Source organism: Pseudonocardia sp. OZ21 (assembly GCF_059359135.1).
Genome location: NZ_JCADBN010000003.1, coordinates 442,398 through 464,655, shown reverse-complemented (window position 1 = coordinate 464,655; position 22,258 = coordinate 442,398). Strand labels below are relative to the sequence as shown.

22 protein-coding genes and 2 tRNA genes are annotated in these 22,258 nt (G+C 70.6%); 10 read left to right on the top strand and 14 right to left on the bottom strand.

Annotated features, from left to right (window positions below; all coding sequences use genetic code 11):
* Window positions 1–5 precede the first annotated feature (5 nt).
* The 5 genes from AC5L35_RS09040 (at window position 6) to AC5L35_RS09020 (ending at window position 4,892) form a co-directional block, all read left to right on the top strand.
* Window positions 6–1,295 carry a serine/threonine-protein kinase gene (locus AC5L35_RS09040; RefSeq protein ID WP_495059095.1) on the top strand — a complete coding sequence of 430 codons (1,290 nt, stop codon included), beginning with the start codon at window positions 6–8 and terminating at the stop codon, window positions 1,293–1,295.
* 109 nt (window positions 1,296–1,404) lie between these two features.
* Entirely contained in the window at window positions 1,405–3,348 is a 1,944-nt protein-coding gene (gene pknB / locus AC5L35_RS09035) for a Stk1 family PASTA domain-containing Ser/Thr kinase (protein ID WP_495059094.1), read from the top strand.
* 42 nt (window positions 3,349–3,390) lie between these two features.
* Complete coding sequence (locus AC5L35_RS09030; RefSeq protein WP_495059093.1) at window positions 3,391–4,026, top strand: aminodeoxychorismate/anthranilate synthase component II; 636 nt, start codon at window positions 3,391–3,393, stop codon at window positions 4,024–4,026.
* Between the two features lie 94 nt (window positions 4,027–4,120).
* Complete coding sequence (gene crgA / locus AC5L35_RS09025) at window positions 4,121–4,384, top strand: cell division protein CrgA (protein WP_495059092.1); 264 nt, start codon at window positions 4,121–4,123, stop codon at window positions 4,382–4,384.
* Between the two features lie 73 nt (window positions 4,385–4,457).
* Window positions 4,458–4,892 carry a PH domain-containing protein gene (locus AC5L35_RS09020; RefSeq protein ID WP_495059091.1) on the top strand — a complete coding sequence of 145 codons (435 nt, stop codon included), beginning with the start codon at window positions 4,458–4,460 and terminating at the stop codon, window positions 4,890–4,892.
* 301 nt (window positions 4,893–5,193) lie between these two features.
* Here AC5L35_RS09020 and AC5L35_RS09015 read toward each other — a convergent pair whose 3' ends face one another.
* The 3 genes from AC5L35_RS09015 to AC5L35_RS09005 all read right to left on the bottom strand — a co-directional run bounded on the left by AC5L35_RS09015 (window position 5,194) and on the right by AC5L35_RS09005 (window position 7,775).
* Window positions 5,194–5,856 carry a rhomboid family intramembrane serine protease gene (locus tag AC5L35_RS09015; RefSeq protein WP_495059090.1) on the bottom strand — a complete coding sequence of 221 codons (663 nt, stop codon included), beginning with the start codon at window positions 5,854–5,856 and terminating at the stop codon, window positions 5,194–5,196.
* Between the two features lie 229 nt (window positions 5,857–6,085).
* Entirely contained in the window at window positions 6,086–6,619 is a 534-nt protein-coding gene (locus tag AC5L35_RS09010; RefSeq protein ID WP_495059089.1) for a peptidylprolyl isomerase, read from the bottom strand.
* A gap of 31 nt (window positions 6,620–6,650) precedes the next feature.
* The gene (locus tag AC5L35_RS09005) at window positions 6,651–7,775 is read right to left on the bottom strand and encodes an alpha/beta hydrolase family protein (protein WP_495059088.1); all 1,125 of its coding nucleotides are present in this window, start codon (window positions 7,773–7,775) and stop codon (window positions 6,651–6,653) included.
* 244 nt (window positions 7,776–8,019) lie between these two features.
* On the opposite strand from AC5L35_RS09005, the gene AC5L35_RS09000 reads away from it, so the two are divergent.
* Window positions 8,020–8,547, top strand: coding sequence for a hypothetical protein (locus AC5L35_RS09000; protein WP_495059087.1), 528 nt, complete (start codon window positions 8,020–8,022; stop codon window positions 8,545–8,547).
* 62 nt (window positions 8,548–8,609) lie between these two features.
* Here AC5L35_RS09000 and AC5L35_RS08995 read toward each other — a convergent pair whose 3' ends face one another.
* Window positions 8,610–9,098, bottom strand: coding sequence for a GNAT family N-acetyltransferase (locus AC5L35_RS08995; protein ID WP_495059086.1), 489 nt, complete (start codon window positions 9,096–9,098; stop codon window positions 8,610–8,612).
* 133 nt (window positions 9,099–9,231) lie between these two features.
* On the opposite strand from AC5L35_RS08995, the gene AC5L35_RS08990 reads away from it, so the two are divergent.
* Window positions 9,232–10,737, top strand: a complete 1,506-nt coding sequence (locus tag AC5L35_RS08990; protein ID WP_495059085.1) for an ArnT family glycosyltransferase — start codon at window positions 9,232–9,234, stop codon at window positions 10,735–10,737.
* A 37-nt stretch (window positions 10,738–10,774) separates the two neighbouring features.
* Here AC5L35_RS08990 and AC5L35_RS08985 read toward each other — a convergent pair whose 3' ends face one another.
* Window positions 10,775–11,770: an Ldh family oxidoreductase gene (locus tag AC5L35_RS08985; protein ID WP_495059084.1), complete on the bottom strand. Its 996-nt coding sequence runs from the start codon at window positions 11,768–11,770 to the stop codon at window positions 10,775–10,777.
* A 236-nt stretch (window positions 11,771–12,006) separates the two neighbouring features.
* On the opposite strand from AC5L35_RS08985, the gene AC5L35_RS08980 reads away from it, so the two are divergent.
* Together AC5L35_RS08980 and AC5L35_RS08975 are read left to right on the top strand one after the other, a co-directional pair.
* Complete coding sequence (locus AC5L35_RS08980) at window positions 12,007–12,999, top strand: undecaprenyl-diphosphate phosphatase (protein WP_495059083.1); 993 nt, start codon at window positions 12,007–12,009, stop codon at window positions 12,997–12,999.
* Window positions 13,000–13,188: 189 nt separating this feature from the next.
* Entirely contained in the window at window positions 13,189–14,811 is a 1,623-nt protein-coding gene (locus tag AC5L35_RS08975; protein WP_495059082.1) for an APC family permease, read from the top strand.
* A gap of 6 nt (window positions 14,812–14,817) precedes the next feature.
* On the opposite strand, the gene AC5L35_RS08970 is transcribed toward AC5L35_RS08975, so the two are convergent.
* The 3 genes from AC5L35_RS08970 to AC5L35_RS08960 are packed head-to-tail and all read right to left on the bottom strand — an operon-like array spanning window position 14,818 to window position 16,971.
* A complete protein-coding gene (locus AC5L35_RS08970) occupies window positions 14,818–15,240 on the bottom strand; it encodes a hypothetical protein (RefSeq protein WP_495059265.1) in 423 nt (140 codons plus the stop codon).
* A 10-nt stretch (window positions 15,241–15,250) separates the two neighbouring features.
* Window positions 15,251–16,084: a heavy metal-binding domain-containing protein gene (locus AC5L35_RS08965; protein ID WP_495059081.1), complete on the bottom strand. Its 834-nt coding sequence runs from the start codon at window positions 16,082–16,084 to the stop codon at window positions 15,251–15,253.
* Window positions 16,085–16,101: 17 nt separating this feature from the next.
* The gene (locus AC5L35_RS08960; protein WP_495059080.1) at window positions 16,102–16,971 is read right to left on the bottom strand and encodes a heavy metal-binding domain-containing protein; all 870 of its coding nucleotides are present in this window, start codon (window positions 16,969–16,971) and stop codon (window positions 16,102–16,104) included.
* Window positions 16,972–17,379: 408 nt separating this feature from the next.
* Between AC5L35_RS08960 and AC5L35_RS08955 the strand changes: the two genes are divergently transcribed.
* Window positions 17,380–17,571: a helix-turn-helix domain-containing protein gene (locus AC5L35_RS08955; protein WP_495059079.1), complete on the top strand. Its 192-nt coding sequence runs from the start codon at window positions 17,380–17,382 to the stop codon at window positions 17,569–17,571.
* A 55-nt stretch (window positions 17,572–17,626) separates the two neighbouring features.
* Here the strand turns inward: AC5L35_RS08955 and AC5L35_RS08950 are convergent, their stop codons facing one another.
* From AC5L35_RS08950 to gyrA, 6 genes are all read right to left on the bottom strand, one after another.
* A complete protein-coding gene (locus tag AC5L35_RS08950; protein WP_495059078.1) occupies window positions 17,627–18,055 on the bottom strand; it encodes a pyridoxamine 5'-phosphate oxidase family protein in 429 nt (142 codons plus the stop codon).
* Window positions 18,056–18,201: 146 nt separating this feature from the next.
* Window positions 18,202–18,277 (bottom strand) — tRNA-Ala (locus AC5L35_RS08945).
* Between the two features lie 50 nt (window positions 18,278–18,327).
* A complete protein-coding gene (locus tag AC5L35_RS08940; RefSeq protein ID WP_312859057.1) occupies window positions 18,328–18,441 on the bottom strand; it encodes a DLW-39 family protein in 114 nt (37 codons plus the stop codon).
* 34 nt (window positions 18,442–18,475) lie between these two features.
* Window positions 18,476–18,549: transfer RNA gene (locus tag AC5L35_RS08935), tRNA-Ile, on the bottom strand.
* Between the two features lie 80 nt (window positions 18,550–18,629).
* Window positions 18,630–19,442, bottom strand: a complete 813-nt coding sequence (locus AC5L35_RS08930) for a DUF3566 domain-containing protein (protein WP_495059077.1) — start codon at window positions 19,440–19,442, stop codon at window positions 18,630–18,632.
* Between the two features lie 256 nt (window positions 19,443–19,698).
* Window positions 19,699–22,221 carry a DNA gyrase subunit A gene (gene gyrA, locus AC5L35_RS08925; protein ID WP_495059076.1) on the bottom strand — a complete coding sequence of 841 codons (2,523 nt, stop codon included), beginning with the start codon at window positions 22,219–22,221 and terminating at the stop codon, window positions 19,699–19,701.
* Window positions 22,222–22,258: the final 37 nt, after the last annotated feature.

Genomic DNA, 22,258 nt, shown 5'->3' with positions numbered 1-22,258 from the left:
CAGCCGTGACGGTTCTCGCCGCGGGGCAGAAGATCGCCGACCGCTACCAGCTGGACCGCCGTATCGCCGTCGGCGGCATGGGTGAGGTCTGGGAGGCGTCCGACACCCGCCTGGGCCGCAGCGTCGCGGTCAAGGTGCTGCGGCCGGAGCTGTCCGACGACCCGGAGTTCCTGCACCGCTTCCGCATCGAGGCCCGCACGGTCGCGTCGCTCGACCACACCGGTATCGCCGCGGTGCACGACTACGGCGAGGACGACGGGCCGGGCGGGCGCCGCACGGCGTACCTGGTGATGGAGCTTGTGCGGGGGGAGCCGCTGTCCACACTCATCTCGCGGGGACCCATCGAGACGGACGAGACGCTGCGCCTCCTCGAGGAGGCGGCCTGGGCGCTGCAGGCGGCCCACGAGCGCGGGTTCGTGCACCGGGACGTGAAGCCGGGCAACATCCTCGTCCGCAACGACGGGCTTGTGAAGCTCACCGACTTCGGGATCGCGAAGGCCGCCGACGCCGTGCCGGTCACCCGGTCCGGGATGGTGATGGGCACGGCCCACTACATCGCCCCGGAACAGGCCAGTGGCTCCGAGGCCGGCCCGGCAGGCGACGTCTACTCGCTCGGGATCGTCGGGTACGAGTGCCTGGCCGGGCACCGCCCGTTCCGCGCGGAGAGCGCAGTGGCGGTCGCGATGATGCAGGTGCGGGAGCTGCCCCCACCCCTACCCGCCACGGTCCCGCTGCGCGCCCGCGAGCTCATCGAGGCCGTGCTCGTGAAGGACCCGACGCTGCGCTACGGCACCGGAGGCGAACTGGCCCTCGCCGTCGCGGCGGTCCGGCGGGGTGAGCCACTGCCCGAGCCCATCTCGGTGAGTGGCGAGATGCCCCTCACCACGACGAGGTCGCCGGCCACGCCGTCGCGGCCGCGGCCCGCGGTCGGCGGCGCCGCGCGGCGTCCGGCCGCCAAGCCGAGCCAGGAACGCAGGCCTCGCACGCCGTCGGGCGCGATGCGCCGCACCGCGCAGGAACGACCGGTGCCCGCGCCTGCGGCCCGCACCGAGCCACTGCGCCTGCAGCCCAAGGCCCGCACCGGGCGAACATTGCTGCTCGTGCTGTTCGTGCTGCTCACGATGGCCGCCGTACTGGTCGGAGTGTTCCTGGTCCGCAGTCCACGGACCGACGGTCGCCAGTCACCCGATCCGGTCCCGCTGGGGTCGTCGACCGGTACCGTGTCGAGCCGGGAGGGCGTCCTGGCCGGACCGGCGGTGTCCGACCACACGCTCGTCTCGAAGATCGTCCGGTGAACCCGTCAAATCGACGGTCCAGCGCTCAGATGGCCGACACCGGCCCCCACTGGGCGATGGCGCCCGGCATGATGTCCGAATCACTCATGACTCCCAGGAACCGGCAGCGATGACCACCCCCCGACTGTTGTCCGAGCGCTATGAGCTGGGCGAGGTGCTCGGTTACGGCGGCATGTCCGAGGTGCACCGCGGGCTCGACACGCGCCTGGGCCGGGACGTCGCTATCAAGGTGCTCCGCGCGGACCTCGCGCGTGACCCCCAGTTCCAGATGCGCTTCCGCCGAGAGGCTCAGAACGCCGCCGCGCTCAACCACCCCGCCATCGTCGCGGTCTACGACACCGGTGAGGTGGGCGCCGAGTCCGGCACGCTCCCCTACATCGTCATGGAGTACGTCGACGGGCAGACGCTGCGCGAGATCGTCAAGACCACCGGTCCGATGACGCAGCAGCGGGTCATCGAGGTGATGGCGGACGTCTGCGCCGCCCTCGACTTCAGCCACCGCCACAACATCATCCACCGCGACGTGAAGCCGGCCAACATCATGATCAACCGCGCCGGCGCGGTGAAGGTGATGGACTTCGGCATCGCCCGCGCGCTCGGCGAGGGCCAGAACGTCACCCAGACCGCCGCCGTGATCGGCACGGCACAGTATCTGTCGCCGGAGCAGGCGCGGGGCGAGGCGGTCGACGCCCGCAGCGACGTCTACGCGGCGGGATGCGTGCTGTTCGAGCTGCTCACCGGCGACCCGCCGTTCACCGGTGACACGCCCGTGGCCGTGGCCTACCAGCACGTGCGGGAGGACCCCCGCCGCCCGTCCGACGTCAACCCGAGCATCCCCGCCGCGCTCGACGCCGTGGTGCTCAAGGCACTGTCCAAGAACCCGCTCAACCGCTACCAGTCGGCCGCCGAGATGCGCTCCGACCTGGTGCGGGTGCGCAGCGGGCAGAGCCCGATGGCCCCGCTCGTGATGAGCGAGGACGAGCGCACCGCGATGCTCGCGCCTGGCCCGTCCACCGGCCCCACCCGCCGGCTCAACGGCGGCCGGCACAACGCGGCGCCTGCGCCGGTGGCCGACTACGGCGGCTACGACGACTACTACGACGAGGAACCGCGGCGCAACACCGCCCGCACCGTCGGCATCGTCGTTGCGGTGCTCGTTGCGCTCAGTGTCGTCGGGTTCGGGGTCTACCAGTTCCTGCGGCCGCCACCACCTCCCCAGCAGGTGGCGATCCCGAGCGTCGTGGGGCGGACCCAGGTGGACGCCACCAACCAGATCCTGGCCGCGCGCCTGGTGTTGGGCACGGTTCAGGAGGTCCCGTCCCAGGTGGCCCAGATCGGTCAGGTCATCTCCACCGACCCGCCGGTCGGCACCGAGGTCGCCGAGCGGTCCGCCGTGAACATCTCGGTGGGCAAGGGGCCCGAAACGGCCACGGTGCCTGCCCTCACGGGCAAGACGGTGGCCGAGGCCACCGAACTGCTCACGAAGCAAGGTCTGAAGATCGGCGCCCAAACCACGAAGGAGACCTCGAACGCCGACAGCGTCGGGAAGATCATCTCCTCCACGCCGGGGCCGGGCGAGTCGGCCCCTGGCGGGAGCGAGGTCGCCGTGGTCATCGGTGCCGAGCAGACCACCATCCAGATTCCCGACCTCTCGGGCCGCGACGCCGACGACGCGGAGCAGGCGCTCACCCAAGCCGGTTTCCGGGTGCAGACCCAGGACGTCGACGGCGGCGGCGACGAGGGCTCGGTGGCGGGCACCAATCCGCCGGCAGGCAGCAAGGTGGCGCGTGGCTCGCAGGTCACCCTGCAGATATCCCGCGGCAACGAGGTCGAGGTGCCCAACGTGGTCGGGGAGTCCGTCTCGGACGCGCAGCGCGACCTCCAGCGGGCGGGCTTCCGGAACATCAGCCAGGAGACCACCGAGGTCAACAGCTCGGACCAGGACGGCAAGGTGGTCAAGCAGTCCGTCCCCGCCGGTTCCACGGCCGATCCGAACGACGAGATCACCCTCACGCGCGGTCGCTTCTCCGAAGGCGTGTTCGGCAACAACTAAGAGCGCGCTACGCCCGTCCGCATTTTCGGGGACACTACGTGTATGCGCGTGCTGGTGATCGACAACTACGACAGCTTCGTCTACAACCTGGTGCAGTACCTGGCCCAGCTCGGCGCCGACAGCACCGTTCGGCGCAACGACGAGGTCGACCTGGACGAGCTCGACGACGTCGACGGTGTGCTGGTCAGCCCGGGCCCCGGCACGCCGGAGCGCGCGGGGTCCAGCATCGAGGTGATCCGGCGGAGCGCCGACCGCGGGCTTCCCCTGCTCGGCGTGTGCCTCGGCCACCAGGCGATCGGCGTGGCGTGGGGCGGGATCGTCGAGCGCGCTCCGGAACTGCTCCACGGCAAGACGTCGCTGGTGCACCACTCGGGCGACCCTCTGCTGGCCGGCCTGCCGGATCCGTTCGTCGCCACCCGCTACCACTCGCTGTCGATCCGCCCCGACTCGCTGCCGGCCGCCCTCGAGGTGACGGGGCGCACCGAGACCGGCGTGATCATGGCCGTCCGCCATCGTGAGCTCCCGGTCGTCGGCGTGCAGTTCCACCCGGAGTCCGTGCTGACCGAGGGCGGCCACCGGCTCCTGGCCAACTGGATGGCAGAGGCCGGGCACCCGGCCGCCGAGCCGACGGTGGCGGCGCTCACGGCGGAGACGGCCGCTCTGAGCGCCAGCGCCTGAGCCCGGAGCGGACGCACGCCCTGCGGGTCCGGGTCCTACCCGGCCGCGCGCTACCGTGGGGGTCAAGCACCCCGAACATTCCGCGAGGTCAGACATGCCGAAGTCCAAGGTCCGGAAGAAGGCCGTCTACACGCCGCCGTCGAGCGAGAGCCGCACGCCGGTGAAGGTGGCCGGGCCGACCCACCCCGTCTACGTCGTCGTGATGCTCGGCCTGATGCTCGTCGGCCTGATCTGGCTGGTCGTCAACTACCTCGCAGGCGACTCGATCCACTTCATGGTCGCCCTGGGCCCTTGGAACTTCTTCATCGGGTTCGTACTCATCGTAATCGGCCTTCTGATGACCATGCGGTGGCGCTGACCAGCGGAAATACAGGGATGTAAGCAGTCCCCAGTGTGGACGGATGCTGTGGACAAGTTCACGCTGAGTGATCATGTGTGAGCAGGTCCGGGAGTGGAGTCCCGCCCCCGGCCTGGTGGTGTGCGCCTGGCTGTTCACCGTGGCCGCCGCCGGCTGGTTCGTCGCGCTCACGGCGACGGATGCCGATCCGGCCGGCCGGCTGCTGGCCGGCGTGGCCGCCGTCGGAGCCGGTATCGCCGCGGCCTTCGGCACCAGGGCCCGGCCGCGGCTGCGCGTCGACGCGGACGGGCTGACCGTCAGCGGGATGTTCCGCACCCACCACCACCCCTGGCCCCTGGTTCGTGAGGTCCGGGTGCTGCAGATGCGCAGGCTGGGACGGCAGACCTCGCTGCTGGAGGTCGACACCGTGACGACCGACGGCGACGAGCGTCTGATCGTCTTCGGCCGGCTCGATCTCGCCGCCGACCCGGAGGACGTCGCACCGCAACTTCTCGCGCTCCGGCCCTGAGCGTCACCCCGTCGCGAGCACCCCGACGGGATCCCTCACATGTCGTAGCGCCGGCACTGCTCGTGAGCCGGAGCCGCCCGGATGAGCGGTCGTGCCGACGCCCGGGACCTGTTTAGGATCACGGGGAATCGACGAAGGGAGTCTGCATGGCAGCGAGGACACCGATGCGGGGCACTGACGGCTGCGCCACGGGCTGCGGCTGCAGTACACCCGCCTGATCCATCCCGACGAGCCACGGCGGGGGCACCCTTCCCAGGGTGTCCCCGCCGTCGTCTGTTCGCGCCGTCGGCTCGCGGCGCCGCTACACGAGCGCGGTCACCGCGATCAGGAGCAGCAACACGATCGTCAGCCCGACGAGCGCGGCGGCCTGCACCGCCGTCCGGTTCCGGACGGGGGCGTAGACCAGCGCGCTGGTGGCCACAGCGCCGATCACCAGTCCACCGAGGTGGCCGAGCAGCGAGATGCCCGGGATGAGCACGCTGATCACGAGGTTGACCGCGATCAGCCCGATCACCTGGCCTGCCGGTGCCCGCAGCCTGCGCAGTACGACGGCGAGCCCACCCATCAGCCCGAACACGGCCCCGGACGCGCCGGCCACCGCCTGGTTCGGCACCGAGAACAGCATCACCGCAGCGGAGCCACCCAGCAGCGAGATCAGGTACACGGCCAGGAACCGGCCCCGTCCGAGCACGATCTCGAGATCCCGGCCGAGCACCCACAGCGCGATCATGTTGAACAGCAGGTGGATCGGCCCGATGTGCAGGAAGCCCGAGGTGAACAGCCGCCACCACTCGCCGTTCTGCACCAGCACGGGAACGAGGGCCCACTCGTCGAACAGCGGGGCGGCAGCGTTTCCGTTGACACTGCCCGCCTGCACCACGGTCCAGATGAAGATCGCGGTGTTGATCCCGATCAGCGTGGGCACCACCCACGGGCGGCCGGCCCTCGGCTCGGCCCCCGCCACCGTGGTGCCGCGCCTGCCACTACGTGCGGCCTGGCCGACGCAGTCGACGCACTGGTAGCCGACCGACGCCTCACGCAGACACTCGGGACACGCAGGTCGATCGCAACGCGTGCACGTCAGTCCCGTGGCGCGATCCGGGTGCCGGACGCAGACGGCCGGCGCCCCCGGCGGAGGGCCCCCCGGATGAGGCGGGGGCGACGGCGGACCGTCGGGGTGGCTCACTGCTCGGTCAGTCCGAGATCTCGACGCGCTCGATGACGACCTCGTTGAGCGGCCGGTCGGAGCGGTCGGTGCTGGTGGTGGCGATCGCGTCGACGATCGCCCTGGACTCGGCGTCGGCCACCTCACCGAAGATGGTGTGCTTGCGGTTGAGGTGCGGCGTGGGGCCGACGGTGATGAAGAACTGGGATCCGTTGGTGCCGGGCCCGGCATTGGCCATGGCCAGCAGGTAGGGGCGGTCGAAGCGCAGGTCGGGGTGGAACTCGTCGCCGAACTGGTAGCCGGGGCCACCCCGTCCGGTGCCCGTGGGGTCGCCGCCCTGGACCATGAACCCGCTGATGACCCGGTGGAAGACCGAGCCGTCGTAGAACGGGCCGGAGTCGCCGCCGCTCGCATTGGGCTGCGAGTAGCTCTTCCGACCGGTCGCGAGTCCGACGAAGTTCTCCACCGTCTTCGGAGCGTGGTCCGGGAAGAGGGTGATGCGGATATCGCCCTGGTTCGTCCGCAACGTCGCGGTGTGCTTGGAGTTACCTGGTTCCGTCACGTCTACATGGTGCCAGCCCGTCTCCCGGACGTCAGCGCAGCACCTCGGCCAGGAACGATGTGACGGCCCGCTCGTACGCCGCGGGGTCGGCGTTCCAGGACGCCGTGTGCTCCACGGTAGGCACCTCCAGGTAGCGCATCGGCCAGTCGAGAGCGGGCGCCGCGGCCACGAGGTCCCGGCTCGGCCCCACCGGAACGGCCGTGTCCCCGGTGCTGTGCACGATCAGCGTGGGCGGGCGGTGCGCCGGCGGCCGCCGTCGCAGGTCGAAGCGGTCGAAGTCGATTCCGATCCGCCTGCTGGTCATCGCCGTCGCGAGGCGGCTGAGAACGGGAGGCAGTCTCCGGTTGCGGGCCTGCTGCCGCAGGGTGGCGCGCCAGTCCACCAGCGGCGCGTCCCACACGACGGCGGCAACGGCTGCTGCCTCGGGCGAGCGGTCCAGCAGCGCAGCGATGATCGCGCCGCCCATGGACCAGCCGAACAGCACGACCCGCCGCGCGCCGCGGTCCCGGGCGAACCGGACGGCCGCCTCGAGATCCGTCCATTCGGTGTCACCGAGGTGGTAGAAGCCGTCCGGGCTCCTCGGTGCGCCCGCGTCGTTGCGGTAGGTCACCACCAGCCCCGGGAAGCCCATCCCGTGCAGGGCTGGCAGGACCCGCAGTGCCTCCCGGCGCGAGCCGCCGCGACCGTGCACCATCACCACCCACGTGTCACCGTCCGCCGGGACGAGCCAGGCGGGGCAGGGCCCGAGCGGCCCGACGACCGCGACGTCGTCGAAGGGCAGGCCGCGGGCCCCGGGATCGGGGTCGTACGGGCCGGCGTCGAGCACGGCGGAGGTGCCGGGCAGCGGGACCGGGCCGCCGAGCAGTGGCCGGACCACCTCGCCCCGCCGCACCGTCGTGACGGGTCCGAGCACCGCCAACCCGCCTCCGTCGTCCCCGTCGGGACCGGGCCACCGCAGGCCCCACGTCCCCGGCTGGGCGGTCAACCGCGATGCCGCCAGCGTGACCGTGGCGTCGTCGGAGGCGACAACGCGCTCCGGGTACAGCGGACGCTCGGACGTGTCCAGCAGGAGCGAGGAGTAGAACCAACCGACTCCAGCAGCACCGGCGCCGATCCCGAGACCGATCCCGGTTCCGACCCGTACGAGCAACGCCATTCCGGTGATGATGCCGAATCCGGTTCGTGATCGTTCACCCGCGTCACATCGTCAAGGGTCCGGAGGTCATCCGTCCTGGTGAACCCGCTCGCCCCGCCGAGTTCTCGACCACCGGAAAGAGTGAATCGTGATCACTCCGTGCTGATCGGCACACCCCGCCCGCGAAGCCTTCGTTGACCAAGTTGATCAACGTCGGTCGATCGACATCGACATCGACGCCACCCAGTACGAAGGGAAACTCCACATGAGCAGTTTCGCCCGGCGCACCATCCGTACGACCGCCGCAGCGGCCGGTATCGCAGCACTCGGGGTCGGCTTCGCCGGCCACGCCTTCGCGGCCGAGACCCCGGAGCTGCCTGCCGTGCCCGGCGTCGACGGACTCGAGGCGCCGGCCCTGCCGGATGCGGCCTCCCTCCCGGACGTCCTCGGGAGCCTGCCGGCCGCACCGACCAGCAGCCTGGCGGAGCTGCCGGAGGCCTTCGCGTTCGAGGCCCCGTCGTTCGCCGCGGCCGGCCTGGACACTCCGGCACTCCCCGACGTGTCGGCGGTCGAACTGCCGTCGACCCCCGATGCCGGTCTGCCGGGGCTCCCCGAGCTGCCGGCCCTCCCCGAGGCGGGTCTGCCCGAGCTCCCGGCGCTCCCCGCCGACCTGCCCGAGCTCCCGGCGACCCCGAGCCTCGACGCCCTGAGCGCCATCACGGACGCCGCCCCGACCGACCTCGGCGCCCTGCAGTTCGACGCTGCGTCGCTCGCAGGCGACATCCTCGCCTGACGCACCCCGCGGCTCGTGCCGCGGCGACCTCTCCTGGTTGCCGCGGCACGAGCCGTCCGAGGTCAGGACGACAGGACGAGCTTGAGACCTCGGTGAGAGTCGACGAATCCCAGCCGTTCGTAGAAGCGGTGCGCGTCGACGCGGGAGCGGTCCGACGTGAGCTGCACCAGCTCACATCCGCGGGCGCGGCACTCGTCGATCGCCCACCGGACGAACAGCCGGCCCAGCCCGCGGTCGCGGTACGCGCTGTGCACCCGCACCGCCTCCACCTGACCCCGCAGCGCCCCACCACGCGAGAGCCCCCGGGTGAACGAGAGCTGCATGGTGCCGACGACCTCGTCCGAACTCGTCGTCAGACAGACCAACAGCTGCTCGTCGGACGCGTCGATCTCGGCGAACGCAGCCTCGTAGGCGCTGAGCTCGGCGCTTTCCCTTCCCCGTCCGAGCGGGTCGTCGACGAGCAGCGCCACCAGGTGTGGCACGTCGGCGCGCCGGGCGCGACGGACCCGGAACTCCTGATCACCCGTGGTGAGCACACAGATCACGGTCATACCGCGATCATCGCAAGGCAGCGATGACCATCAGGTTGTTCCACGTGGAACAACGGAGTGCGCACCGGTCCGCTGCCGTGGAGTCGGCGGAAAAAGGGTCACCAAGGGGCAAACAGGGCGGTACCGTCCACGCGTGATCGGCGCCACGGGGGAGATCGGCGCTGCGGACGGTCCACCCGGCCGGAAGCCCGTCGCGTGGATCTGGCTCGGCACGCTCGCCACAGCCGTGGCGGTGCTGCTGGTCGCCGTGGCCGGCCGGTACGGCTACCACCGCGACGAGCTGTACTTCATCCGCGCCGGGTCCGAGCCCGCCTTCGGATACGTCGACCAGCCCCCGCTCACCCCGTTGCTCGCCCACGCCCTCCACACCCTGTTCGACGGGTCGCTCGTCGGACTGCGGCTCGCGTCCGCGGTGACGGCAGGGATGGTCGTGCTGCTCACCGGGCTGCTCGCTCGCGAGTTCGGGGCCGGGCGGGGCGCCCAGGTTCTCGCGGCCGCGTGCATGACGGCATCGGCGCTGCTCCCCGTGGTGAGCCACATGCTCTCCACCACGTCAATCGACCTGCTGGTGTGGACCGCGATCTCGTGGCTCGTGGTGCGGGCCCTGCGCGACGGTGGCCCGGTATGGCTCGCCGTCGGGCTCGTCGCCGGCGTCGGGCTGCAGAACAAGCTGCTTCCGGCGTTCCTGCTGGGCGCCCTGCTGGTCGGGGTACTGGTGGCCGGACCGCGCTCGGCACTGCGAGCGTCATGGCCGTGGCTCGGCGGGCTGCTCGCGCTGGCGCTGTGGGCGCCCAACCTCGTCTGGCAGGCCGCGAACGGGTTCCCGCAGCTGGCGCTCTCCGCTGCCATCGCCGCGGGCAGCTCCGGCACCAGCGAGCCCTGGTACGTGTTCCTCCCGTTCCAGCTGATCCTGGTGAGCCCGGCGCTCGTTCCCGTCTGGGCGCTCGGCTGGTGGCGCCTTGCTCGTGACCCCCGGCTCCGCACGTGGCGCTCCTTCGCCGTGGCCTACGTGGTGCTCGCGGTGCTGTTTCTCGTCACCGGCGGCAAGCCCTACTACCTGGCGGGCCTCTATCCCGTGCTGCTCGCCGCCGGAGCGGCACCGGTGCTGGCCTGGGCGCGCTCCGAGACGGGGCGGGCGATCAGCCTGGGTGTGGCGCTCGCAGTGAGCGCGGCCGCGGCGAGCGTCCTCATGCTGCCGCTGGTGCCCGACCACCGGCTCGCCGCGACACCGATCGTCGACATCAACTACGACGCGGGTGAGACCGTCGGCTGGCCCCGCTTGGCGGCCACCGTCGCCGCGGCCCGCCACACCGTGCCCGCCACCGAGCGCGTCGCCGTCCTGACGCGCAACTACGGGCAGGCCGGCGCCGTCGATCGCTTTCTGCCCGAGCTCCGCCCGGCCTACAGCGGCCACAACTCCTACTGGACGTGGGGGCCGCCCACCGACGCCACCACCGTGATCGCCGTAGGGTTCGAGGAGGAGCAGCTGCGCAGGTGGTTCGGCCGGGTGGAGCACGCCGGACGGGTCGACAACGGGGTCGGGCTCGAGAACGACGAGCAGGGCACGCCGGTGTGGGTGGCGCGCGACCAGCTGGTGCCGTGGGACCGGCTCTGGCCGGAGCTACGCCACCTCGGCTGAGACCGGCGCCGTCCGCAGTGCCCCCGCCGCGGCGACGTCAAGGGCTGGACGTGAGCTCGCGGAGCGCATCCAGCACCGCAGGCTCGACGTCGATGCCCCCTGTGGCGACCCGCTCGGCACGCACGGCGGCCGATCGCTCGAACGGCATGCGCACGGCCACTGCCGGATCGATCGGCCGGGTCGCCCGCACGGCGGCCGCGAACTCCGCGGTCCGCTGCTCGAACTCGGTGGGCGAGCCGAAGAGATCCGGCCGCAGCGCGAGCACGAGCATGCCGAAGTCCTCCAGCTGCGGTGGCGACGCGGGGGACCCCGCCAACATGCCGAGAAGCTGCACGACTATGCCGAGCCCGCTGCCCCGGTGGCCGCCCCAGGCGGCGAAAGCACCGGACAGCGCCGCCACCGGGTCGTCAGTCGGCTCACCTGCGGCGTCGTAGGCCGAGCCGGGCGGTAGCGGGCGCCCGGTGCGGTGGGCGAGCACGGCCTGCGCGTGGATGATCTCGGAGATGCCGATGTCCCAGATCACCGGGACCCCGCCGCCGGTCGGGAACCCGAAGCAGATCGGGTTGGTGCCGAAGCGCGGCTCGGTCCCGCCGTACGGCGCCACCCACGGCGTCGCGTTCGACGCGAGCATGGCGACCATGCCGGCCCCGGTGACCATCTCCGCGTAGTACGAGAGCATGCCCGTGTACCAGGTACGGTTCGCCCCCACCACGGCCAGACCCGACGTCCGGGCCTTCTCCACCGCGATCTCGGTGGCGCGGCGGCCGACGAGGTAGCCGATGCGGTCAGCGCCGTCGAGTTGCGCCGACACCGGCGACTCCCGTGTGATCCGCATGTCCGCGTCGGTCAACGGGGTGTGGGCGAACCGATCGGCGATGCTGAGGATCCGGGCGAGCCCGCTGTAGGAGAGCCCGCGGAGCTCGCAGTCCATGAGGTGGTCGAGGATGATCGCGGCCTCCGGCTCGCCGAAGCCGAGGGCGCGCAGCGCGTCGGTGCCGAGTCGGACCGCGGTGTCGAGTGCGACGAAGGCCATGGCTCAGGCCTGCCGGCCGTGCGAGTTCACCATGCCGTCGATTCTGCGTCCTGTTCCGCGTGAGCAGCGACCGGGAGCCGAGCCGATCGGAATCTCTGCCCGGACCGGAAATTCCCGTCGGGCGGCGTATATCCAGTCTTTCCCGACATACCCCTCGCACCGACCCCCGAACCTCGATGCTCCATTTCCATTAGGGTGCGGACCGAGCACCGATATGCAACGAGGAGAGCACCGCAGTGGGCACCTTGAGTTGGCTGGAAGCGATCGTGATCGGTGGCCTGCAGGGGGTCGCGGAGCTCTTTCCGGTATCCAGCCTCGGACACAGCGTGCTGATTCCCGCGGTGATCGGGGGCAGTTGGGCCCAGGATCTCGACGTCAGCTCACCGGAGTCGCCGTACCTGGCCTTCGTCGTCGGCCTGCATGTGGCCACAGCCCTCGCTCTGGTCGTGTACTTCTGGCGCGACTGGGCCCGCATCATCCGGGGTCTCGTCACCAGCATCGTCCGCCGTGAGGTGACCGAACCCGATCAGCGGCTGGGCTGGCTACTGGTCGTGTCGACCATTCCGGTGGCACTCGCAGGCCTGGTGCTGGAGCACGTGTTCCGGGTCTACCTGAGCAGGCCGCAGCCGACTGCTGCATTTCTCGTCGTCAACGGCGTGCTCCTGCTCGTGGGGGAGCGGCTGAGACAGCGGTCCGAGATGCGCGACCCCGAACCGGCGACCGTCCCGCTGGTCCAGGATCCCGCCACCGTCCCGCTGTCCCGGGTCCGGGCCGACCTCGGCCACGGCGGGGCGACGCATCGCGCACCTGAGCCCGCCACCGCCGAGGAACTGGCGGACCGTCGTCTCGCCGAACTTCCCCTGGGTAGAGCGGTGCTGATCGGCGCGGCGCAGATCGCCGCGCTCGCGCCGGGCATCAGCCGGTCCGGCTCCGCGATGGTCACCGGCCTGGTCAAGGGGCTCTCCCACGCCGACGCGGCCCGCTTCTCCTTCCTGCTGGCCACGCCCGTGATCCTCGCCGCGGGCCTGCTCAAGGTGGGCGACCTCGCCGGCCCGCTCGGCGACGGCATCCGGCCCCAGATCCTGGTCGGCAGCCTGCTGTCCGGGCTCGGCGCATATGTCTCGGTGCGGTATCTCACCCGTTACTTCGAGACGCGCTCACTACGTCCGTTCGGCATCTACTGCATCGTCGCGGGTCTTGCGTGTCTGGCCTGGTTCTGGCTGCGCTGAGCACATCCGGTCAATCAATACTTGGCATTTCGGACAGTCCTCTCGGAAATCCGCGGAGCTGGGCGCCGCTACACCTTTTACTGACGTTAGCTCACACGTACGCTTCCACCCATCGAGCGGCCGAATAGCAAAGCCGGATTTACTTTGCTCGTGCGCTGTCCGCAGTCTCCCTGATCGGAGTCATTCCCCATGACCGAAATCTCCACCGGACGTGAGAGAACGGCGGCGCCCGGCCTGCGTCGTGACGTCGGGCCGATCCCACTGATGTTCATCTCCCTCGGCTCCATCATCGGCTCTGGGTGGCTGCTGGGCGCACTCACCGCGGCCACCGCCGCAGGCGGCGCATCGGTGTTGTCATGGCTGCTGGCGGGCGTCGTGATGGTGCTGCTCGCCCTCGTGCACGCCGAACTCGCGGCGGCGTACCCCTTCGCGGGCGGCACGGCCCGCTACCCGCGCCTCGCGTTCGGCGCGCTGGCCGGGTTCGCAGCCGGCTGGGTGGGGTGGCTCCAGGCGGTGACCCTCGCTCCGATCGAGGTCGAGGCCGCGCTGAGCTACCTGGACCACGCCTGGCCCGGACTGGTGAACGGGGACGGCGCCCTCACCGGCCTCGGGCTCGTCATCGCCGTCGTGCTGATAGCCATCTTCACCGTCGTGAACATCATGGGCGTCAAGTGGCTGGCGGAGTCCAACCGGGTCACCGTGCTGTGGAAGGTGGCGGTGCCGATCCTGACCGTCATCGTGCTGATCGTGGTGTCCTTCCACGCCGGCAACTTCACCGCGGGCGGTGGCCTCGCCCCGTTCGGCGCCCACGGCGTGTTCGCGGCGCTGCCGCTCGGTGTGGTGTTCGCCCTGCAGGGCTTCGAGCAGGCGGTCCAACTGGGCGGCGAGGCGCGCAACCCCCAGCGTGACCTCCCCCGGGCCGTGATCGGGGCCGTCCTCATCGGCACCGTCATCTACATCGGGCTCGAGATCGCGTTCGTCGGCGCGCTCGACCCGGCCAACCTGCTGCACGGCTGGGCGACTCCCGTCGGCAAGGGCGACTACGGCCCCTACGCCACCCTGGCCACCACACTCGGCGTGGGCTGGCTCGCCGTCATCCTCTACATCGACGCGTTCATCTCGCCTGCCGGAACCGGTCTGGTGTACCTCGGCACCGCATCGCGCCTGTCGTATGCGCTCGGCCGCTCCGGCCAGGTCCCACGGTCGACGGCCAAGCTCAACAAGGCCGGGGTGCCGTGGGTGTCGCTGCTGCTGGCGTTCGTGGTCGGGATCATCTGCTTCCTGCCGTTCCCCAGCTGGCAGAGCCTCGTCGGCCTCGTGACCTCCGCGACCGTGATCATGTACGGCTTCGCGCCGGTGACGCTCATGGCGTTGCGTCGCAACGACCCCGACCGGCTCCGCCCGTACCGGCTCAAGGGCGCTGCTGTCATCTCGCCGATCGCCTTCATATTCGCGAGCGAGATCGTCTACTGGGCGTCGTGGCAGACCGTCGAGAAGCTGCTGATCCTGCTCGCCGCCGGCATGGTGGTCTTCACGCTCTCGAACCTGCTGGGCAAGAGCTCCTCCAACCACTCGCTGGACGGGCGCGCGATGCTCTGGGTCCTGCCGTGGTTCGTCGGGCTCGGGATCATCTCCTACCTGGGCCAGTACGGCGGCATCGGAGTGATCCCGCCGTGGGTCGACCTCGGCGTGGTGGCCGTGTTCGCGCTGGTGATCTTCTTCATCGGCCTTCAGGTGGCGCTCCCGCCCGAGCGGGTGGCCGAGGCGCTCGTGATCGAGGAGGCCGAGGCCGCCGCCGAACCGGCGACCTGACCCGGCTCAGGCCCCGCCGGCGAGAAGCCGCTCCAGGGCCACCCGGGCCGCGGCATCACGGGCCGCGACCCGGGTGAGGTCCTCGGCGAGTGCCTGCAACCACTGCTCGACGGTGACGGTGCGCCTGCTGATCACGACGTCCCGCACGACCTGGCGCACCTCGGCCTCCACGGTGCCGTGCGGTCCTTCGTGCAACGCCAGTTGCCTGCCCTCGCCGTGCACGACCACCGCGACCACGCGCCCCTTCCGGCCCGCGATCCGGTCGCCCATCCCGCGCCGGTGGTCCACCTCCACCATCTCGGCCGGGAGGGCACCGGCCAGTGCCCCGGAGAGGACCCTCGCGTACGAGGCGACATCCGTACGGTCGGATCCCAGGGTGGCCGCGAGCAGCTGCACGTCGCCCATCGGCCCCAGGCCGCTCGGCTCCATCGTCACCGCGTCACCCGTCCGTCAGCGGCAGCACGAGCTGGGGGGTCGGGATGCGGTGGTCGGGGCGCAGGGGGCGCACCGCGGTGCCGATGGCGAAGAACTCCGTGGTGTGGCCGCCCCACCGATGACCGTGCGAGAGCAGTTGCACCCCGACGATCCCCTCGGCGTGCAGCTGCTCCGCCTCCGCCTGCATCCGGCTCATCGCGAGCTCGCGGGCGTCGTAGAGCGCCTCGGTGAACTGCGGCAGCTCGACGTTCTGCCCGACGTTGCCCATCGCCTGCCAGAACCGCTGGTGGGCGATGTGATAGACGCACGAGCCCATCACCATGCCCAGGGGCGCGTACCCGGCCTGGACGAGCGTCCAGAAGTCCTGTCCGGACAGGTCGGACGTGAAGGGCTGGTTCTTGTTGTTGCGCCACGACACGCCTTCGGGCGTGCGGGGCTCGTCGGCCGTCACCGCGGTGCCCACGGCGATGAACTCGGCGAGGTCGGCGCCGAACTCCTTGAACTCGATGTGCAGCCGGACCCCGACGATCCCGTCGGCACCGAGTTGGTCGGCCTCGGCCTCCATCCGGGTCATCGCGAGCTCCCGGGCGTGGTACATCGCCTGCGACAGCGTGGTGAGCTCCTGGTTGCGGTTCCAGCGGCCCATCTGGAAACCGACGTGGTAGATGCTCGACCCGAGCACCAGCCCCACCGGCCGGAAACCGGCCTCCCGCACCAGCAGGAACTCGTTGACCGAGAGGTCGGAGGTGAACAGGCTGGTCGCCTGGCCGGGGCGCATCTCGGCGAGGCGACGCATCGCATCCTCGGGTATGCCCAGCTCTGTCGGGTCGGCGGTCACAGGATCTCCAGGGTGGGTCAACGGAGCGACAGGTAGGTCAACGTGCGCGTCGGCGCCGCGGTGTCGGTGTGGAAACGCACCAGGGCGGTGCCGAAGACCGCCGCCTCGGCGACGTGGTCACGGTGGTTCTCTCCGGGCTCGATCTCCCAGGCGTGCAGGTCCATCGACGACACGATCGCGCCGTCGGCCCCCGACTCGCGCACGTGCCCGGCGAGCCGGTGCCGGGCGTCCGCCCTCGTGTGGCTGATCAGCTCGGTGTAACCGGAGACCTCCGTGTTGCCCGCGCCCCACGCGGCCTGCTGGCGTGTCTGCCAGTCGTCGTGCCGGATGGCCACGGAGATGCCGTACACGAGGTCGGTCGGCATCCAGCCGGCCGCAACGAGCTTGGCGACGTCCTGTCCCGGCAGGTGGGTGCTGAAGATCCGGGACGGTCTGACGCTGCCCCGCGCCCGCACACCGGTGCCCAGCGCGGTGAACTCGCGCGCGCCGCCGTCGAGCTGGGACATCACGAGCCCGACCCCGACGACGCCGTCGGCGCCGATCGTCGCCGCCTCCTGGGCCATGCGGCTCATCGCGGTGCCATAGCCGCGGTAGAGCGCGTCCACGTAGGGACGGAAGCCCGCGAACCGCGTGGACGCCGACGACGTGATCGTGGGGGTGGCCCACCCGCCGTAGACGCCACCGTAGATACCGCAGCCCTGGAACCCGGTCCAGCCGATCTGCTGAACCATCGAGCCCATCACCTCGCCGACGGGCTCGAACCCGGCCACCTGCAGGCCGGCCGCCGCCGGCGCCGAGAGAAGCGACGTCCACGCTCCACCTGCCGCGGCCCGCCGCGCCCGCTCGGCAGCTACAGGCGGCAGCCCACGCCCGTCCCAGTCGGCCACGTCGTCCTCCGCGCTTCATTCCCCACTTCGGACACTAGTCCTCTCCGCGGAGCCGGTGTGGAGCCAAAACTGCACGTCAGGGACGGTATGGGCACATGGTACGAATCCCCGTGGACGGTGTGGCCGGCGCGCCATACCGGGCGAAGGTGGGGTCGTCGGCGAGTCGCGCGGAGCGCTCCGAGGGACGACGAGACCGATGCGCAGGCAGGAAGGACTCGTCACCGTTCACGTCCGGGACGTCGACGAGGCGCAGGCGGTGGGGAAGCGAGTACGTCTACCCGCAGCGGCTCGAGATGCTCGACCGGTCCTCTCACCTCGACATGACGATGGTGGTGGGCCGGATGGGACCGGTCCTCCTCGGCGAGGTCGGGGTACGACACGCGCTTGCGCATCATGACCGCGTGCTGCGTGAGCGTGCGTGGGTTGCAGGCCGGCTTCCGCAAGCACGTCGGCGTGTCACCCCTGCAGTACCTGCGCACCGTCCGACTCCGCCGGGCCCACGACGACCTGGTGGCGACCAGTCCCCATGAGGACAGCGTGGGATCGATCGCCCAGCGGTGGGGTTTCATGCACCTGAGCCGGTTTGCCGCCGCACACTAGGCCGATTACGGCGAGAGCCCGTCGGGCACCCTGCGCTCCGCCCACTCCTAGCCGGTCAGGACGAGCCACCCAGATCCGCCGACACCCAGCGCTCCGGCCGTAGGAAGATGCAGATCTGCTCACCGTGGTCGGCCTTCGCGACCTCCATATAGGCGGCGACCTCGTCCGGCGGCAGATACCGCCTGCTCAGCTCCAACAGGTGCTCGTCGGTGCCCGGAACCGTCCGCGAGACCGGCCCTTCCACCGCCACATACCGAATCGTCGGTTCGACACGATCGACCATCAACGTGAAGCGGCCCGCAGTCCGGATGAGCTCGGCCTTCACGGATGCGACCGCGGTGAGCACCCAGACCTCGCCACCAGGGACGTACTGGTACCACATGGGCACCGTCACAGGCCCGCGCTCCGGACCTGCGGATACGGACAGTGCGGCGATGCGCGGCTCGGCCAAGAACTGCTGTCGTTCTTCCAAGGACAACGGCATGTAATCGATCGTAGGAGTCGACCCCGACAAATCCGGCGGGCCGGGCCCTCCTCAAGCCGACTGGTGCAGCCCCCGGACGCCGGCGATGAACGCGGCCAGCGTGAGGCCTCAACCCCTGGCCGGATGATCGCCAGGGGCGTTCCCACTGGTGGAGACGAGGGGAATCGAACCCCTAACCCCCGCCTTGCAAAGGCGGTGCTCTGCCAATTGAGCTACGTCCCCGTGCTGAGCGAGGACGTTACCCGCCCGCCGTGGGCGGGAGCACACCAGGCTCAGTTGTTGGTGGCGTCATGCCAGAGGTCGTTGTCCGAACGGGACGCACGGACCTTCGAGAACACAAGCGCACCTGCGGCGATAGCGGCGACGACAGCGATGATCTTCTTCACGGGTTCACGTCCTGCCTGTCCCGGGGATGGGGAGTGGGCCCAGCTGGATTTGAACCAGCGACCTCGTCGTTATCAGCGACGCGCTCTAACCAACTGAGCTATGGGCCCCTGCGGCGGAGACGAGATTACCCCAGCGTCTCCAGCCGCCCCCCACCGGCTCCCCCTTCCGGAGGACCGCCGGTCGGGGATCAGTCGCGCTCGGAGAGCGTGACCTCGATGCCGCCGACGAGGTCGGCCGACACGTTGTAGACGAACGCCCCGATCGTGACGGCGACGGCGAAGAGCAGGCTGTTGATCGCGCCGATCACCGCAGCGAGCCCGAACACGCGCCCCGCACTGATCAGCGGGCTGCCGGTCGGCGTCTCACCCGACACCAGGTCGGCGTAGGTGCCGTTGAGCCGGTCCCAGACACCCATCCCGTCGAGGATGCCGTAGAGCACCCCGACCGCCACCATCCAGATGAAGAACAGCACCACGGCCAGCACGAGGGCGAGCTTCAGTACCGACCACGGATCGAGTCGCTTGAGCTGCAGCGCCGCCTGGCGCGGCGGGCGGCTGCGCCTCGGCCGACCGGCCGAGAGGGAGTCGCTGTCCGACGCCGGCTCGTCGGTCTCCGACGAACCGTCGGTGCTGGTGGCAGGCTCGAGGAAGGTGGTGGGGGCCTCCTCGAGCAGACCACCGGCGGGTCGCTCGTCGGCGACCTTCTCGTGCTTCTCCGGCGCGTCCTTGCCGGGCATCCGGTGCCACGGCGGCGGGCCCGCTGCCGGGCCCGGGGACGGAACCTGACCTGGAGACGCGGTGGGACGCGCGCCCGACGCTCCCGAGGACGGACGCGTCGCCGCAGCATGAGACGCCTCGGCGGCCTCCGGTGCCTGCCGTGGGCCGGAGCCGTTGTCCGCCGTGGTCAGCCGCAGCTCCGTGGTGACCGCCTCCGGCCCCTCCGGATCGAGCCGAGGGGAGTCGTGCGCGTCCCCCGGTCGTGAGACGGCACCTTCCGACACGCGCACCGTAGGAGCGACGGGCTCCGGAGCCGGTGCACCGGCAGGGGCGCCTGCCCCGTTCGCGACAGGCGCCTCTGCGGAACCCGCGGCCCCCTCCGGAGCGGCGACCTCGGCGCCACCCGCACGCTGCTGAGCAGCAGCGGACTCTCCGGTGGCCACCCGGCTACGGCCGTCGGGCTCACTCGATTTTCGCGTCTTGTCGTTCACGAGGTGAACGTCTCCTCGGGGCCAGGTGGGGTGTTGCCGGCTCGACGGATCACTGCTCGGCGGTGGTGGCGCCGTTCAGCTCCGCATCGTCCGCGTCGTCCTCCGCGTTGCGGGCGACCGCCAGCAGGGTGGCGCTTTCACCGAGATTCATCAGGCGCACTCCCTTCGTCTGACGGCCGGCCTTGCGTACCTCGCGGGCCGACGTGCGAATCACCCCTCCGGTCGAGGTGATCGCGTACAGCTCGTCGTCGATCCCGACGATGAGCGCGCCAACCAGAGTGCCACGGCGCCGGTCGTACTGAAGCGTGAGAACACCCTTACCCCCGCGACCCTGCACGGGGTAGTCCTCGATCGGCGTACGTTTCGCGTAGCCGCCCGCCGTGGCGACCAGGACGAACTTGTCCTCCTGCACGACGCCGAGCGAGAGCAGCCGGTCGCCGGAGTTGAACCGCATCCCCAGCACCCCGGACGTGGCACGCCCCATGGGCCGGAGCACCTCGTCGCTGGCCGTGAACCGGATGGACTGGCCCTCGGCGGACACCAGCAGCAGGTCGTCCTCCGCTGAGCAGAGCACCGCGCCGACCAGTTCGTCGTCCTCGCGAAGGTTGATGCCGATCAGGCCGCCCGTACGGGGCGAGTCGAAGTCGGTGAGCCGCGACTTCTTCACCAGGCCGGTGCGGGTGGCGAGCACCAGGTAGGGCGCCGCCTGATAGTCGCTGATCTGCATGACCTGGGCGATGTGCTCGTCCGGCTGGAACGCCAGCAGGTTGGCGACGTGCTGGCCGCGCGCGTTGCGGTTGGCCTCCGGCAGCTCGTAGGCCTTGAGCCGGTAGACCCGGCCCTTGTTGGTGAAGAACAGCATCCAGTCGTGCGTGGAGCAGACGAAGAAGTGGGCGACGATGTCGTCCTGCTTCAGCGTGGCGCCCTGCACGCCCTTGCCGCCGCGCTTCTGCGCCCGGTAGAGGTCGGTCTTCGTACGCTTCGCGTAGCCGGTCTGCGTGATCGTGACGACCACGTCCTCGACGGCGATGAGGTCCTCGTTGGTGACGTCACCGTCGTCGGCCACGATGCGGGTGCGCCGGTCGTCGCCGTGCTTCTCGACGATCTCGGTGAGCTCGTCGCGGACGATCTGCCGCTGCCGCTCGGGCCTGGCCAGGATGTCCTGCAGGTCAGCGATCTCCAGCTCGATCTCGGCGAGCTCGTCGATGATCTTCTGGCGTTCGAGGGCGGCGAGGCGCCGCAGCTGCATGTCGAGGATGGCCTGGGCCTGGATCTCGTCGACGTCGAGCAGCTGGATCAGGCCGTCGCGGGCGACCTCGACGGTCTGTGACGCCCTGATCAGCGCGATGACCTCGTCGAGCGCGTCGAGCGCCTTGACGTATCCGCGCAGGATGTGGGCCCGCTCCTCCTTCTTGCGGAGGCGGTAGCGGGTGCGCCGGACGATGACCTCGATCTGGTGGCGGATGTAGTTGCGCACCACCTGGTCGAGCCGCAGGGTGCGCGGCACCCCGTCGACGATCGCCAGCATGTTGACGCCGAAGCCGTACTGCAGCTGGGTGTGCTTGTAGAGGTTGTTCAGCACGACCTTGGCGACGGCGTCCCGCTTGAGCGTGATGACGATGCGCATGCCGACGCGGTCGGAGGACTCGTCGTTGATCTCGGCGATTCCGGCGATCTTGCCGTCGCGGTGCTGTGCGGCGATCGACTCGATCAGGTTGTCCGGGTTGACCTGGTAGGGCAGCTCGGTGACCACGAGGATGGCGCGCCCCTTGGCGTCCTCCTCGACCTCCACCACGGCGCGCATCCGCACTGAGCCGCGACCCGTGCGGTACGCCTGCTCGATGCCGTCGCGGCCGACGATCAGGCCGGCGGTGGGGAAGTCGGGGCCCTTGACGCGCTCCATGAGCGCGGCGAGCAGCTCCTCGTCGGTGGCCTCCCAGTTGTCCAGCGCCCACACGACGCCGGCCCCGACCTCACGCAGGTTGTGCGGCGGCACGTTGGTGGCCATGCCGACGGCGATCCCGGCGCTGCCGTTGATGAGCAGGTTGGGCACCCGCGACGGCAGGACGAGGGGCTCCTGCGTCTTGCCGTCGTAGTTGTCGGCGAAGTCGACGGTCTCCTCGTCGATGTCCTGCAGCATCGCCATGGCCAGCGGAGACAGGCGGCACTCCGTGTACCGCATCGCCGCGGCCGGGTCGTTGCCCCGGGACCCGAAGTTGCCCTGCCCGTCGATCAGCGGGTACCGCAGTGCCCAGGGCTGGGCCAGCCGCACGAGGGCGTCGTAGATCGACGAGTCGCCGTGCGGGTGGTAGTTACCCATCACCTCGCCCACGACGCGCGCGCACTTGACGTAGCTGCGGTCGGGGCGGAAGCCGTTCTCCCCCATCGAGTACAGGACGCGCCGGTGCACCGGCTTGAGCCCGTCCTCGACCAGCGGCAGCGCGCGGCCGACGATGACGCTCATCGCGTAGTCGATGTAGGAGCGCTGCATCTCCTGCTGGATGTCGACCGGTTCGGTTCGGTCGCCACCGCCGGGCGGTGGGGGCAGGGTGGGGTCGAGGGTGTCGGTCATGGTCCTTCTCTGCTCGTGCGGCTCGGGCGGTGGGCGC

Coding starts and splice junctions, on each gene's coding strand:
- pknB (WP_495059094.1), top strand. CDS start 1,405: ATGACCACCCCCCGACTGTTGTCCGAGCGCTATGAGCTGGGCGAGGTG.
- AC5L35_RS09030 (WP_495059093.1), top strand. CDS start 3,391: ATGCGCGTGCTGGTGATCGACAACTACGACAGCTTCGTCTACAACCTG.
- crgA (WP_495059092.1), top strand. CDS start 4,121: ATGCCGAAGTCCAAGGTCCGGAAGAAGGCCGTCTACACGCCGCCGTCG.
- AC5L35_RS09020 (WP_495059091.1), top strand. CDS start 4,458: ATGTGTGAGCAGGTCCGGGAGTGGAGTCCCGCCCCCGGCCTGGTGGTG.
- AC5L35_RS09005 (WP_495059088.1), bottom strand. CDS start 7,775: ATGGCGTTGCTCGTACGGGTCGGAACCGGGATCGGTCTCGGGATCGGC.
- AC5L35_RS09000 (WP_495059087.1), top strand. CDS start 8,020: ATGAGCAGTTTCGCCCGGCGCACCATCCGTACGACCGCCGCAGCGGCC.
- AC5L35_RS08995 (WP_495059086.1), bottom strand. CDS start 9,098: ATGACCGTGATCTGTGTGCTCACCACGGGTGATCAGGAGTTCCGGGTC.
- AC5L35_RS08985 (WP_495059084.1), bottom strand. CDS start 11,770: ATGGCCTTCGTCGCACTCGACACCGCGGTCCGACTCGGCACCGACGCG.
- AC5L35_RS08975 (WP_495059082.1), top strand. CDS start 13,189: ATGACCGAAATCTCCACCGGACGTGAGAGAACGGCGGCGCCCGGCCTG.
- AC5L35_RS08970 (WP_495059265.1), bottom strand. CDS start 15,240: ATGGAGCCGAGCGGCCTGGGGCCGATGGGCGACGTGCAGCTGCTCGCG.
- AC5L35_RS08950 (WP_495059078.1), bottom strand. CDS start 18,055: ATGCCGTTGTCCTTGGAAGAACGACAGCAGTTCTTGGCCGAGCCGCGC.
- gyrA (WP_495059076.1), bottom strand. CDS start 22,221: ATGACCGACACCCTCGACCCCACCCTGCCCCCACCGCCCGGCGGTGGC.